This window comes from Streptomyces sp. S465 (assembly GCF_026898115.1).
Lineage (GTDB): Bacteria > Actinomycetota > Actinomycetes > Streptomycetales > Streptomycetaceae > Streptomyces > Streptomyces luomodiensis.
Window position 1 is genome coordinate 1,702,638 of the sequence record NZ_CP114036.1, and the last position, 12,778, is coordinate 1,715,415.

A 12,778-nucleotide genomic window follows, 5' to 3' on the forward strand; every position below is an offset into this window, starting at 1 on the left:
CGACGCGGCGGGGGCGGTGACCGGCACGGTCACCGCCCCCGTTCGGCATCCGGCGCACGTCAGCCGAAGACCACGCAGGACGCCGCCGGGACCGGGACCGAACCGCCGCGCCGCGGCACCCCCGTCGAGGGGTCGATGTCGAACCAGGTGACAGCGCCCGAGCGCTCATGGGCCGCGTAGAGCCGACGGCCCGAGGGGTCGAGCGTCAGATGGCGGGGCCAGTGGCCGCCGCAGGGCGTGGTGGTGACCAGCTCCATGCGGTCGCCGGGCGTGTCGAGGGCGAGGGTCGCGATGCTGTCGTGACCGCGGTTGGCGGCCCATACGAAGCGGCCGTCCCCGGAGACCACGACCTCGGAGGGGTAGGTCTGGCCGTCCGTGCCGTGCGGGAGCACACGGGTCTCGCCCAGCGGTTCGAGGGCGCCGGAGGCCGCGTCCCAGCGGCAGGCCGTGATCGTCGGGGCGAGCTCGTTGACGACATACGCGCGGTCGCCGCGCGGATGGAACGCCAGATGGCGCGGGCCGCTCCCCGGCCGCAGCCGGACCTCGCGGTGCGCCCGCGGTCCGGGCAGCGCGTACACCCGCACCGCGTCGATCCCCAGATCGACGGCGAGCAGCCAGCCGCCGGACGGATCGGGCACCACCGCATGCGCGTGCGGTCCGCGCTGCCGCTCGGGGTCCGGCCCGCTGCCCTCGTGCCGCAGCACCGCCGTCGGCTCCCCGAGCCGGCCGTCCGCCAGGACCGGCAGCGCGCTGACGCTGCCGGAACCGTAGTTGGCGGTCAGCAGCTGCCCGCCGGCGAGCGCGAGATGGGTGGGCGCCGCGCCGCCCACCGGCACCGGCTCCCCGAGCAGCGCGGGCCGATCCTGGCCGACGTCCAGGGCGGCGGCCGCTCCGTCGTCGGTCTCGCTGACCGCGTACAGAACGCGCCCGCCGGGGGCGAGCGCCAGCCAGGACGGGTTGGCGACCACGTCCGTGGAGTTCCGGATCCGCACCGCGCCGGTCTCGTCGTCGACCTCCGCGACGGTGATCCCGGCACCGCCCTCCGAGGTGAACGACCCGATGTAGGCCCGCCGCCCGCCGCCTGTCACAGCCACCGCACTCCCCTTCCACCGACTCCGGTTCCGGTTCCCGCTCGAGGCCGACGGTAACAGAGCGGTCTAGACCAACACGCCGTTACGCCGGGGCGACGCGGCCCCGTCGGCACGGCCGGCCGGGCTCTTGGCATGCTGTTCCCATGAGCAGCTTGCCCGCCGTGATCTTCGACCTCGACGGCACCCTCGTGGACAGCGAGCCCCTCTACTACGAGGCGGGCCGGCGGACCCTGGAGCGGTATGGGGTCACCGGTTTCACCTGGGAGGAGCACTGCCAGTTCATCGGGATCGGCACCCGCGAGACCCTGGAGGCCCTGCGCGACCGGTACGGCATCGACGCGCCCGTGGAGGAGCTGCTCGCCGTCAAGAACCGGCACTATCTGGAGCTGGCCGCCGCCACCGAGGTCTTTCCCGCGATGCGCGCCTTCGTGGAGCGGCTGAGCGCCGCCGGGCATCCGCTGGCCGTCGCCTCCGGGTCCTCCCGTTCCGCGATCGAGAGCGCGTTGAAGGCCACCGGACTGGACGCGCTGCTGTCCGTCCGTGTGTCCGCGGAGGACGTCGGCCGGGGCAAGCCGGAGCCGGATGTGTTCCTGGCCGCCGCACGGCTGCTGGCCGTCGATCCGGCCGACTGTGTGGTGGTCGAGGACGCCGGTCCCGGGGTGGAGGCGGCGCGGCGGGCCGGGATGCGGTGCATCGCCGTGCCGTACGCGGGCGGACCGGCGCCGGACACCGGCGCGTTCGCCTCGGCGGGGATGGTCTTCCCGGGCGGGCAGCCGGAGTTCGACGCCCAGCGGGCCTACGAGTGGCTCCACACCGCGTAGTCGACACGATCCGCACCTCGCCACCGGCCCGTCTTTCCCTGGCGGTCGCCGTGCCGGCGACAACGGCACCAACAAGAAGCTGTTGAGAGGACTGACCCCCGCTACCGGCGGCGCGCTCCGGAGGGGAGAGTCTTCGCAACCGCTTCACCACATGTCCACGGACCGCCGGGACGAAACTGATCAAGTGCGGTTAGAGTGTGTGCTTCGTTGCAGTACCGCTACCCGTTGTCCCTCTACGCGCCACGGAGACCCCCCATGTCCAGCGCGTCCCCCTCCAGTGGGCGTCATCGCAAACCCAAGCCCATGAGCCTCGCGGTCCGCCGCGCGTTCATCGTCGCGGCCATCCCGGTCACCGGCGCGCTGCTGTCCGCCCCGTCCGCGCTCGCCGCCGACAAGAGCGTCAAGTCCACCGGTACGACCCGGTCCGTGGCCGCCGAGGGACTCGATCCCGCCGAGCAGAAGATCGCGGACGAGCTCAACACCCGGTCCCAGGACCCGGACCTCGGCACCACCTTCAGTGGCATCGTGCTGGACTCCGCGTCCGACAAGGTCATCTGGGAGCACAACGCCGAGACCGCGCTCATGCCCGCGTCCAACGCGAAACTCGCCACCGCCACGGCGGCGTTGACCATTCTCGGCCCCGAGCACCGGTTCACCACCAAGGTCGTCTACGGCCACGGCACGCTCACCCTCATAGGCGGCGGCGACCGCATGCTGACCACCGCCGACCTCACCGAACTGGCCAAGTCCGCGGCCGCGGGGGTCAAGCTCGCGGGTCTGGACTCGGTGAAGGTGCGGATCGACGACAGCCTCTTCGCCGAGCCGACCCTCGCCCCCGGCTGGAACGACTCCTACTACGACGACCAGATCTCGCCGGTGCGTTCCCTGGTGGTGGACGGAAAGCTGTCCGCGGACACCTCCCTCGACGCGGGGAAGGTCTTCGCCCGGCAACTCGCCGACCAGGGCGTCACCGTGGACGGCGAGGTCACCCGCGGCACGGCCTCGGTGACGGACGTCCCGGTGGGACGGCATCTGTCCCCGCGGCTGTCCGAGACGGTCAAGAAGATGCTCAAGGAGAGCAACAACGACATCGCCGAGACGCTGCTGCGCATGACCGCGCTCGGCGCCGGCCAACCGGCCACCTTCGAGGGCGGCACCCAGGTGGTGCGGGACGTCCTCAGCCATCGGTACGGCGTCTCGATGGCCAACTTCGAGCTGTACGACGGCAGCGGGCTGTCCCGCTCGGACCGCATCCCGGCCCAGACCATCGCGGACATCGTCGATCTGCTCACCGATCCGCGCTACCGCGGTCTGCTGCGCTCCATCGACGAGGGACTGCCCGTGGCGGGCGAGGCGGGCAGCAGCCTGGGCCCCGAGTGGGGCCGCTTCGACACCCCGGACTCCGCATGCGCCGTCGGCCAGGTCAAGGCCAAGACGGGCACCCTGACCGGCGCCATCGCCCTCAGCGGCCTGACCAAGGCGCAGGACGGCCGGTGGAAGGTCTTCTCCTTCGTCGAGAACGGGTCCACCGCCGACCCGGCCGCGATCAAGGACACCGTCGACGGCCTCGCCGCCACGGTCAACGGCTGCCGGGCGTAGCCCCCGGCCCCACGGCCCCACGGTCCCAGGGCCGCCGGGTACGGCCCCCGATGGCGGGGCATCGCCCGGCGGCCGCCTCGACGGCGACCACCGCCGCATCCGCCGGGCGCGGCTCAGCGGGGCAGCAGCAGGTGGTCGGAGCGCGCCGAGGCCACGGATGACATGACGAGCGAGGCCGCCCCGATGGCGCCCCCGTTCTCGCCGAGCGTGGTGCCCCGTACGTCGACGGTGTGCACCTCGCCGACGGTCAGCAGGGACGCGGTGATCGACGGGATGACCCGCAGATAGGTCCCGGCGAGCGCCGGCCAGTTCGGGCCGCCGAGCACGATCGTGCCGACGTCCAGGATGTTGGCGAGGTTGCCCGCGACGCGCGCGATGGCGCTCGCCGACTTGCCCACGATGGCGGCAGCGGTCTGGTCGCCGCCATCGGCCAGGGCGCAGAGCCTGCCGAGCGCGATCTCCACACTCAGGAAGTCGTCCAGATCCACGGGCGGCAGCGTTCCGGCGTCGACGGCCGCGGAGACGAGGTGAACGGGGGCACAGGTGATCGCGATACAGCCCCGGCCCCCGCAGGGACATCGGGGGCCGTCGGGATCGCCGCTCAAGTGCCCGATCTCCCCGAGGTTGTCGGACGAGCCGCGCTTCACCTCGCCGTCCAGCACGATGCCCGCGCCGATTCCGGTGCCGAGGTAGATGAAGGCGAAGTCCGAGAGCGCGCCGCCGCCTGCCCAGAGTTCGCCCGTGGCCGCGGCGATGGTGTCCTTCTCCAGTACGACGGGGAGCCCCATGCGGTTCTCCAGTTCCTCGCGGAGCCGCACCACGCCCCAGCCGCGGAGGTTGGGCGGCCCCACGACGGAATCGGCCATCACAGGGCCCGGCGTCGAGACACCGAGCCCGGACACCCGGGGCAGCGGGATCCCGCCGCGGCGCACGAGGTCGCCGACGGCGTCGACGATCGCCTCCAGCGCGTCCTCGGGGCCGTCGGTGGTGGGGGTGGCGATCGAGGTGTGGTCCTCCACCTCGCCCGCGAGGTTCATCAGCACCAGGGTCATCCGGGCGGGGTCGATGTGCAGACCGACGGAGTACTGTCCGCGGGCCACCACCTGGAACACCGTCCGGCGCGCTCCCGTGTCGGCCTCCTTGCGGCCGGTCTCCTCGATCAGTCCCGCGCCGACGAGGCGGCGGCAGATGTTGGAGACGGTCTGTGCCGTGAGGCCGGTGCGCTGCGACAGTTCCACCCGGCTGATGTTGGGGCTGCGCCGCACCAGGTCCAGCACGAGCAACTGGTTGTAGTCGCCCACCCGAGGGAGGTTGGACCCTCGTCGCTCCATATGCCGCTGTTCCTCTCCGCTTCTGGCGACCCATGGGCGCGTGCCCGCCGTGGCGGTGCCCCTCCGGCGCGTGCCCGCGCGTATCGCAGGAGCAGAGTTTAAACGATTTCTTCACACCGTAAATCAATTTGATTGTGTTAGCGTGCCAGCCAACTGGTGGGCCCTTCACATGCGGTGAGCCCGGTTCCGGTGATGCCTCCTGAGGAGAAGCAGCATGAAGTTGAGGAAGTGGAGCCTGGCCGCCCTGGCCACCTGCCTCGTCGTTCCGCTGGCCGCTTGCTCCGGCTCCGGCCCCCGGAACGGCGTGGTGAAGCTCGTCCTGCGGCAGTTCGATCCCGAGAGCGAGACCAAGGGGCTGGCCGCCGCGATCGACAAGTGGAACGACAAGCACCCGAAGATCCAGGTCGAGCTGGAGACGCTGAGCCCGAACAACGTGCAGCAGTTCGCCCGTGAGGCCAACGCGGAGGACGGCCCGGACATCGACACCATCGGCTACAGCGACGTGGCGTTCCTGGCCAAGCCGAGGATCCTGCTCCCGCTGGACGACTACATCAAGAGGGACCCGCCGGCCGACTACCAGGACCTGCTCGCGAAGGACACCATCTCCTTCGACGGCAAGACCTGGGCCATGCCGTGGACGGCCGACACCATGGCGCTGGTCTACAACCCGAAGGCGCTCGCCGAGGCGGGTGTCGACAGCCCGCCCACCACATGGGCGGAGCTGGCGGCCGACGCGAAGCGGATCAGCTCGGCGGGTTCGGGCGACACCACCGGCTTCTGCTTCCCCGCCTCCGGCTCCGCGACCAGCGCCCAATGGTTCCCCATCAACTACTACCTCTGGTCGCACGGCGGCACCCTCATCGAGAAGGACTCCTCCGGGAACTGGCGGACCGGGGTGTCGCAGAAACGGCTCGCCGAGGTGATCGACTACTTCACGGGCCTGTTCTCCTCGGGCGCGGCGCCGAAGGCCGACCAGGCCGTGCAGGACTACAGCGACCCCAGCATCGTCAACAGCCTCGCGAACGGCTCGTGCGCGATGAGCTACCTGCCGCCGTCCACGTTCGCCCCGCTGGAGAAACAGGCGAAGTCCGCGGGCACGACGCTGACGACCGCGGTGATGCCCTCGGGCCTCACCGCCGGCGCCACGCATCTCGGCGGCCGGGCACTCGGCATCAACCGCAACACCGCCCACCCCGATCAGGCGTGGCGGGTGGTGAAGTACCTGATGAGCGCGGAGACCTTCGCAACCTACGGCCAGTTCCCAGCCTCCAAGGCGACACTCCGGCAGGTCGATGTGCCCGCCTCGCAGCGGGCGTACGTCCACCAGCTGCCGCACGCCCGCTCGTTCGGCCGCTACCTCGGTTCGGAGGCGACGATCGCCTCGATCGAGCAGATCGTCAACCAGAACTTCTCGGCCGTCTACTCGGGCCAGAAGTCCAGCTCGAAGGCTGCCGGGCAGATCCTCGACGGGCTGACCGAGGCACTGGAGGGCTGAGCGTCCGATGGTTTCCCGTCCGGTCTCCCGTCCCACGGCCCGTCGGCCCTACGTACTGACGATCCCGGCGCTCGTCGTCATAGCCGTGCTCTTCCTCTTCCCGAGCGTCTACAACGTCGTGCTGGCGTTCCAGAAGCTCACTCCGTACGACCTGCCCAGCGACGCCGAGTGGGTGGGCTGGGACAACTTCGAGTCGATCTTCACCGACCCCGAGATCGGCTCCGCCGCCTTCAACACGGTCTTCTGGCTCACGGCCCTGACCGTGGTGGTCCGCCTCGTCCTCGGCCTGGGGCTCGCGCTGCTGCTCCAGAGCCGGGTGCTGCACCGCTGGCGCCTGCGCGGTGTCGCCCGCACGCTGGTCCTGGTGCCGTGGATGGTGCCGCCGGTCGTCGCGGTGGCCTGCTGGAAGTGGATCTTCGACGCCAACACCGGTGTTCTCAACCAGTTCCTGGTCAGCATGCACATCCTGGACAAAGGCGAGGCCTTCCTCGCTCAGACCAGCACGGCGTGGTGGGCGGTGGCCGCCATCGTCGTCTGGCGCGAACTGCCCTTCGTCGTGATCGTCTTCATGGCGGGCCTTCAATCGATCCCGCAGGAGCAGTACGAGGCCGCCGCGCTCGACTCGGCCGGACGCTGGCAGTCCTTCCGGTACGTGACGCTGCCCCATCTGCGCCCGGTGATGATCGTCGTCGTCCTCATGACCGTGATCCAGACGTTCAACAACTTCGTCTACGTCTGGCTCACCACGGGCGGCGGCCCCGGCACCTCCACACAGGTGCTCGCGACACAGCTGTACTCCTCCGCGTTCGTGAGCAACGAACTCGGCCAGGGAGCCGCCATCGGCATCGTGATGACCGCGGTGATGGGCGTCTTCGCGCTGGTGTACCTGCGCGTGACGAGCGACCGGGAAGGACGGTCCGCGTGACTGCCGACGTGACGACGAAGGCGACCGGCCGGGCGGCCGGGGAGGAACAGGTCGTCCGGCCCGACCGGGAGCGGCGGCGCGCACGGGACCTGCTGGTCATCATGCCGACGTCTCTCATCCTCTTCGTCCTGGTCTTCCCCGTGCTGTGGATGGTCCTCACCTCGCTCCGGCCCACGACGGCGCTCGCGGCCAGGACCCCGTGGAGCGAGTACGTCGACGGGCTGGGATTCGGCGCGTACGGAAGGCTGTTCTCCGATTCCCACTTCGGCCGGTACCTGCTGAACAGCCTGCTCGTCTCCGCGGTGAGCACGGCCTGCACGATCGTGCTCGCCTGTCTCGCGGCGTACGGCCTCTCGCGGTTCCGCTTCCGGCTGCGCGGCACCGTCCTGGCCGTCGTGCTCGCCACGCAGCTGCTGCCCTTCGTCGTGCTGATCACACCGCTCTACATCGCCCTCGGCGAGGTCGGCCTGCTCAACTCCTATGTGGGCCTGATCATCGTGTACGTCGCCATGACGCTGCCGCTCGCGATCTATCTGACGCTGGGCTACTTCAACACGATCCCCGTCGTGCTCGACGAGGCGGCGCGCGTCGACGGCTGCTCGACCGTGGGCATCGTCTTCCGCGTGATCTTCCCGATCGCGCTGCCGGGCATCGCCACGGTCGTCGTCACGACCTTCATCGCGACCTGGGAGGAGTACTTCTTCGCGAGCGTGCTGATGACCAGCGACGACCTGAAGACCGTCCAGGTCGGACTGTCCTCGTTCTTCGGGGAGTACGCGAGCGACTGGGGCATGATCATGGCCGCCGCGACCGTGTCGACGATCCCCACCATCGTGCTCTTCTCCGTTGTCCAGAAACGTCTCGTCGCCGGAATGGCCGCTGGGAGCGTCAAGGAATGAACCCGATCAACACCCGACCGACCGCAGTACCCCCACGTGCCGACCGGCCGAACGTGGTCATCATCTACGCCGACGATCTGGGCTGGGGCGACCTCGGCTGTTTCGGCGCCGAGGACTTCGACACCCCGGCACTCGACGGGCTCGCCGCCTCCGGTGTCCGCCTGCCGCAGTGGTACTCCAACTCGCCGGTCTGCTCCCCGTCGCGGGCGGCATTGCTCACCGGCAGGCACCCCGCCCACGCCGGTGTGGAGTCGATCCTCGGTGGGTCCCGGCACACCATCGGACTGCCGCCGCAGTCGACGCTCGCCAGCTCCCTGGGCGAACGCGGCTACGCCACCGGCATCTTCGGCAAGTGGCACCTCGGGGTCGACCCCGACTACGGGCCGCTCAAGCGCGGTTTCGACGAGCACTTCGGCTTCCTCGCCGGCTGCGTCGACTACTACTCGCACATCTACTACTGGGGCGAGCAGCACAACCCCCTGCACGATCTGTGGGAGGGCGAGGACGAGGTCTGGCTCAACGGCGAGTACCTCACCACCGTCATCGCGCGCCGGGCCGGCGACTTCATCAGGCGCAACGCCGACCGGCCGTTCTTCTGCTACGTGCCGTTCAACGCGCCGCACTACCCGATGCACGCGCCCGCCGAATACGTCGCGCAGTTCGCCCACCTCCCGGAGGGACGGCGGATGATGGCGGCCATGGTGAAGGCCATGGACGACGGCATCGCCGAGATCCTCGGCACCCTCGCATCGCTCGGCCTGCGGGAGAACACGATCGTCCTCTTCTCCTCCGACAACGGGCCCTCGATCGAGGAACGCAACTGGCTGAACGGGGAGGAGATCTCCTACAACGGCGGTTCGGCGGGCGGCCTGCGCGGCCACAAGGGCTCGCTCCTGGAAGGCGGCATCCGGGTGCCCACGATCATCTCGTGGCCGGCTCGGCTGCCCGCCGGGCAGTCCAGCGACCTCGTCGGCTTCATGGCCGACGTCGTGCCCACCGTCCTGGAGGCTGTGGACGGAACGGCGCCGGCGGACGAGACGATCGACGGCCGTTCCCTGCTGCCGCAACTGGCCAGTGGCACGACCGGGCCCGATCGCCGGCTGTTCTGGAAGCACGAGGGCCAACTGGCGGTGCGCCACGGCCGCTGGAAGGTCGTACTGAACGCCTGCGACAGCCTGGAGGCGGACGTCGTCGTGCCCGAAGGGCTCTACGACCTCGACGAGGACCCCGGCGAGCAGCGCGACCTGTCGCGGACCCACCCGGAGCGCTTCCAGCGGATGCGCGAGGAACTCACGGACTGGGCGGCACGCTGGACCGGCTGACGCATCGCGCACCGGGGGGGGCCGGCCCGGCTCCCCCCGCCTCGCCATCCCGCCCTGGGACAGCTTTCCCCACCGCACGGCCGGCACCGGCCGGCGACAGCCCGCACAGACCGTGAAGCCCGTCGGGAGGACGTATGCACGACACCACCGCCCAGATCGAGATGCGCGTCGAGCGCTTCGTGCGGGAGCGCGTGGCACCCGCCGTGGAGCGCCGTCACGTCGCGCTCGACGTGACGGCGTGGGAGGTGCCCGACGAGCCGGTGCCCTTCGCCGAGGCCGTGCGGCAGGACTTCACGCCGTTCGCGCCCGGCATGCCGTGGAGCAAGCCGTGGGGCACGACATGGTTCCATGTCACCGGTGAGGTCCCCGAGGGGTGGGGCGGACCGGAGGTCGCCCTCGAAGTGGTCGTCGACCTCGGCTTCTCGGCCCGCCAGCCCGGTTTCCAGGCCGAGGGGCTCGTCTACCGGCCGGACGGCACGATCGTGAAGGGCATCGAACCGCTCAACGCGGCCGTTCCCGTCGGCCCCGACACGGTCGACCTCTACCTCGAAGCCGCCTCCAACCCCGATGTCGGCGGGCACTACTTCTACCTGCCCACTCCGCTCGGCGACAAGAAGACCGCGGGCACCGACCCCATGTACACCCTGCGCAGGATCGACCTCGTCGAGCGAGACCTCACGGTCGACGCCCTGGTGCGGGACTGCTGGACCCTCGTCGGTCTGATGGGCGAGCTGGAGGAGTCGCTGCCGCGCCGCGCCGAGATCCTGCGCGCGCTGGAGCGCATGTGCGACGCCGTGGACCCCGACCGGGTGGCCGAGACCGCCGCCGCCGGCCGGGAGGCGCTCGCGGACGTGCTCGCCTCGCCCGCCTACCCCAGCGCGCACCGGGTGGTCGCGGTGGGCCACGCCCATATCGACTCGGCCTGGCTGTGGCCGACGCGGGAGACGATCCGCAAGTGCGCCAGGACGTTCTCCAACGTGCTGGCCCTGATGGACGAGTACCCGGACTTCGTCTTCGCGTGTTCCAGCGCCCAGCAGTACGCCTGGGTCAAGGAGCACTACCCGGCGCTGTTCGAGCGCATCCGGGAGCGGGTCGCCGAGGGCCGCTTCGTGCCCGCGGGCGGCATGTGGGTCGAGTCGGACACCAACCTTCCGGGCGGCGAGGCGCTGGCGCGCCAGTTCGTGCACGGCAAGGGCTTCTTCCTGCGCGAGTTCGGCTTCGAGCCGGACGAGGTGTGGCTGCCCGACTCGTTCGGCTACACGGCCGCGCTGCCGCAGATCGCGCTCGCGGCCGGCGCGACCTCGTTCCTCACCCAGAAGATCTCGTGGAACGAGACCAACCGGATGCCGCACCACACGTTCTGGTGGGAGGGCATCGACGGCAGCCGCGTCTTCACGCACTTCCCGCCCGCCGACACCTACAACTCCGACCTCTCCGGCGCCGATCTGGCCCGCGCCCAGCGGCAGTACGCGGAGAAGGGCGTCTCCAACGTCTCGCTCGTCCCGTTCGGATTCGGCGACGGAGGAGGCGGCCCGACCAGGGAGATGATGGAGGCCGCCGCCCGTACGCGGTCGCTGGAGGGCTCGCCGAAGGTCGAGGTCGGCACGCCGCGCCACTTCTTCGACCTGGCGAAGGCGTCCCACCCCGCGCCGAGCACATGGTCGGGGGAGATGTATCTCGAACTGCACCGCGGCACCTACACATCGCAGGCGAAGACCAAGCAGGGCAACCGCCGCAGCGAGCACCTGCTGCGCGAGGCGGAGCTGTGGAACGCCACCGCCGCGTGGCGCGGGCTCGCCGAGTACCCGTACGACGCACTCGACACCGCGTGGCAGACGGTTCTGCTGCAACAGTTCCACGACATCCTGCCCGGCTCCTCCATCGCCTGGGTGTACCAGGACGCGGAGCGCAACTACGCGGCGATCGCCGCCGCGCTGGTCCCGCTGATCGACTCGGCGCAGCGCACCCTCGCCGGCGAGGGTGACGCCCCCATCGTGTTCAACGCCGCCCCGGTCGCCGCCGCGGGCGCCCCCGCGCTCGGCGCGGCCCGTGGCGCCACCCCGGCCTGGACCGCTCCGGTGGCCACCGGCTCCGGCTGGGTGCTCGACAACGGCGTGGTCAGGGCGTCCTTCGACGCGGCGGGCCTGCTGGTGTCCTTCGTCGAGCTGGGGTCCGGCCGGGAACTCATCGCCGAGGGCGAGCCCGCGGCGCTGCTCCAGGTCTGCCGCGACCTGCCGAACCAGTGGGACGCCTGGGATGTCGACGCGCACTACCGCCACAACATCACGGAGCTGCGCGAGGCGGACGCGGTGGAGGCCGGGGACGAAGGGCTCGTCGCGCGGCGCTCGTTCCAGAGCTCGACGTTCGTCCAGACCTACCGCCTCGCGGAGGGCGCTCGCGAGCTGGACATCGAGACCCGGATCGGCTGGCGCGAGCAGGAGAAGCTGGTGAAGCTCGCCTTCCCGTTCGCGGTGCACGCCGACCGCGCCTCGTCGGAGGTGCAGTTCGGGCACGTCCAGCGACCCACCCACGCGAACACGTCCTGGGACATGGCGCGCTTCGAGACCCCGGCGCACCGCTGGGTGCACGTCGGTGAGCCGGACTTCGGCGTCGCCGTCGCGAACGACTCGACGTACGGCCATGACATCACCCGGTGCTGGGCCGCCGACGGCTCGACGTACACCCTGGTCCGCCAGTCCCTGCTGCGCGCGCCGCGCTTCCCCGACCCGCGGGCGGACCAGGGCGAGCACGTACTGCGCACCGCCGTACGCCCCGCCCCGACGGTGCTGGAGGCCCTCGACACGGGCTACCGGCTCAACCTCCCGGTGCGCACGGTGACCGGCGGCGGCCCGGTGACCCCGCTGGTCACCGTGGACTCCCCCGCGGTCGTGGTCGAGGCGGTCAAGCTCGCCGAGGACCGCTCCGGGGACCTCGTGGTACGCCTCTATGAGGCGCGGGGCGGCCGTGCGCGGACCCGCGTCGAGGTGTCCGAGCCCTACGCCCGCGCCTGGACGACCGACCTCCTGGAGCGCGAGCCCGCCACCGTGGGCAACTCCGCGGTGCGGTCCGCTTCCTGGGACGCGGGGGAGCCGGTGGACATCACGTTCCGGCCGTTCGAGATCGTGACGCTGCGGGTGCGGCGGGCCTAGGGCGTGTTGCGAAAGTCCCGCCTGCCCCGCGACGCCTGGCACGCGCGCTCGCCGCGTTGTCGGGATCGTCCGAGTAGCCCCACTACGAGGACGACCCTCCGCCTTGCGATCACACGCACCAGACGCCGCGGGGCCCGCCCTCCGGG

General features: G+C 70.9%; 9 protein-coding genes. 7 read left to right on the forward strand and 2 right to left on the reverse strand.

Annotation, left to right across the window (positions count from 1 at the left end; translation table 11 throughout):
• Window positions 1–59: 59 nt before the first annotated feature.
• Window positions 60–1,094, reverse strand: coding sequence for a lactonase family protein (locus tag N6H00_RS07260; protein WP_268970752.1), 1,035 nt, complete (start codon window positions 1,092–1,094; stop codon window positions 60–62).
• 140 nt (window positions 1,095–1,234) lie between these two features.
• On the opposite strand from N6H00_RS07260, the gene N6H00_RS07265 reads away from it, so the two are divergent.
• Both N6H00_RS07265 and dacB read left to right on the forward strand, forming a co-directional pair.
• Complete coding sequence (locus N6H00_RS07265; RefSeq protein ID WP_268970753.1) at window positions 1,235–1,912, forward strand: HAD family hydrolase; 678 nt, start codon at window positions 1,235–1,237, stop codon at window positions 1,910–1,912.
• A gap of 255 nt (window positions 1,913–2,167) precedes the next feature.
• Window positions 2,168–3,511, forward strand: a complete 1,344-nt coding sequence (dacB, locus tag N6H00_RS07270) for a D-alanyl-D-alanine carboxypeptidase/D-alanyl-D-alanine endopeptidase (RefSeq protein ID WP_268970754.1) — start codon at window positions 2,168–2,170, stop codon at window positions 3,509–3,511.
• Between the two features lie 113 nt (window positions 3,512–3,624).
• Here the strand turns inward: dacB and N6H00_RS07275 are convergent, their stop codons facing one another.
• Window positions 3,625–4,842: an ROK family transcriptional regulator gene (locus N6H00_RS07275; RefSeq protein ID WP_268970755.1), complete on the reverse strand. Its 1,218-nt coding sequence runs from the start codon at window positions 4,840–4,842 to the stop codon at window positions 3,625–3,627.
• 214 nt (window positions 4,843–5,056) lie between these two features.
• Here N6H00_RS07275 and N6H00_RS07280 point away from each other — a divergent pair, with 214 nt between their 5' ends.
• From N6H00_RS07280 to N6H00_RS07300, 5 genes are all read left to right on the forward strand, one after another.
• Window positions 5,057–6,337: an ABC transporter substrate-binding protein gene (locus N6H00_RS07280; RefSeq protein WP_268970756.1), complete on the forward strand. Its 1,281-nt coding sequence runs from the start codon at window positions 5,057–5,059 to the stop codon at window positions 6,335–6,337.
• A gap of 7 nt (window positions 6,338–6,344) precedes the next feature.
• Window positions 6,345–7,262: a carbohydrate ABC transporter permease gene (locus tag N6H00_RS07285; RefSeq protein WP_268970757.1), complete on the forward strand. Its 918-nt coding sequence runs from the start codon at window positions 6,345–6,347 to the stop codon at window positions 7,260–7,262.
• The gene (locus tag N6H00_RS07290) at window positions 7,259–8,161 is read left to right on the forward strand and encodes a carbohydrate ABC transporter permease (RefSeq protein WP_268970758.1); all 903 of its coding nucleotides are present in this window, start codon (window positions 7,259–7,261) and stop codon (window positions 8,159–8,161) included. The genes N6H00_RS07285 and N6H00_RS07290 overlap by 4 nt, the downstream gene beginning before the upstream one ends.
• Window positions 8,158–9,483 (forward strand): sulfatase-like hydrolase/transferase, encoded by a 1,326-nt coding sequence (locus N6H00_RS07295; protein ID WP_268970759.1) that lies wholly within the window; start codon window positions 8,158–8,160, stop codon window positions 9,481–9,483. Before N6H00_RS07290 ends, N6H00_RS07295 begins: the two co-directional genes overlap by 4 nt.
• Window positions 9,484–9,617: 134 nt before the next feature.
• Window positions 9,618–12,632: an alpha-mannosidase gene (locus N6H00_RS07300; RefSeq protein ID WP_268970760.1), complete on the forward strand. Its 3,015-nt coding sequence runs from the start codon at window positions 9,618–9,620 to the stop codon at window positions 12,630–12,632.
• Window positions 12,633–12,778 lie beyond the last annotated feature (146 nt).

Coding starts and splice junctions, on each gene's coding strand:
- dacB (WP_268970754.1), top strand. CDS start 2,168: ATGTCCAGCGCGTCCCCCTCCAGTGGGCGTCATCGCAAACCCAAGCCC.
- N6H00_RS07295 (WP_268970759.1), top strand. CDS start 8,158: ATGAACCCGATCAACACCCGACCGACCGCAGTACCCCCACGTGCCGAC.
- N6H00_RS07265 (WP_268970753.1), top strand. CDS start 1,235: ATGAGCAGCTTGCCCGCCGTGATCTTCGACCTCGACGGCACCCTCGTG.
- N6H00_RS07300 (WP_268970760.1), top strand. CDS start 9,618: ATGCACGACACCACCGCCCAGATCGAGATGCGCGTCGAGCGCTTCGTG.
- N6H00_RS07280 (WP_268970756.1), top strand. CDS start 5,057: ATGAAGTTGAGGAAGTGGAGCCTGGCCGCCCTGGCCACCTGCCTCGTC.
- N6H00_RS07285 (WP_268970757.1), top strand. CDS start 6,345: ATGGTTTCCCGTCCGGTCTCCCGTCCCACGGCCCGTCGGCCCTACGTA.
- N6H00_RS07275 (WP_268970755.1), bottom strand. CDS start 4,842: ATGGAGCGACGAGGGTCCAACCTCCCTCGGGTGGGCGACTACAACCAG.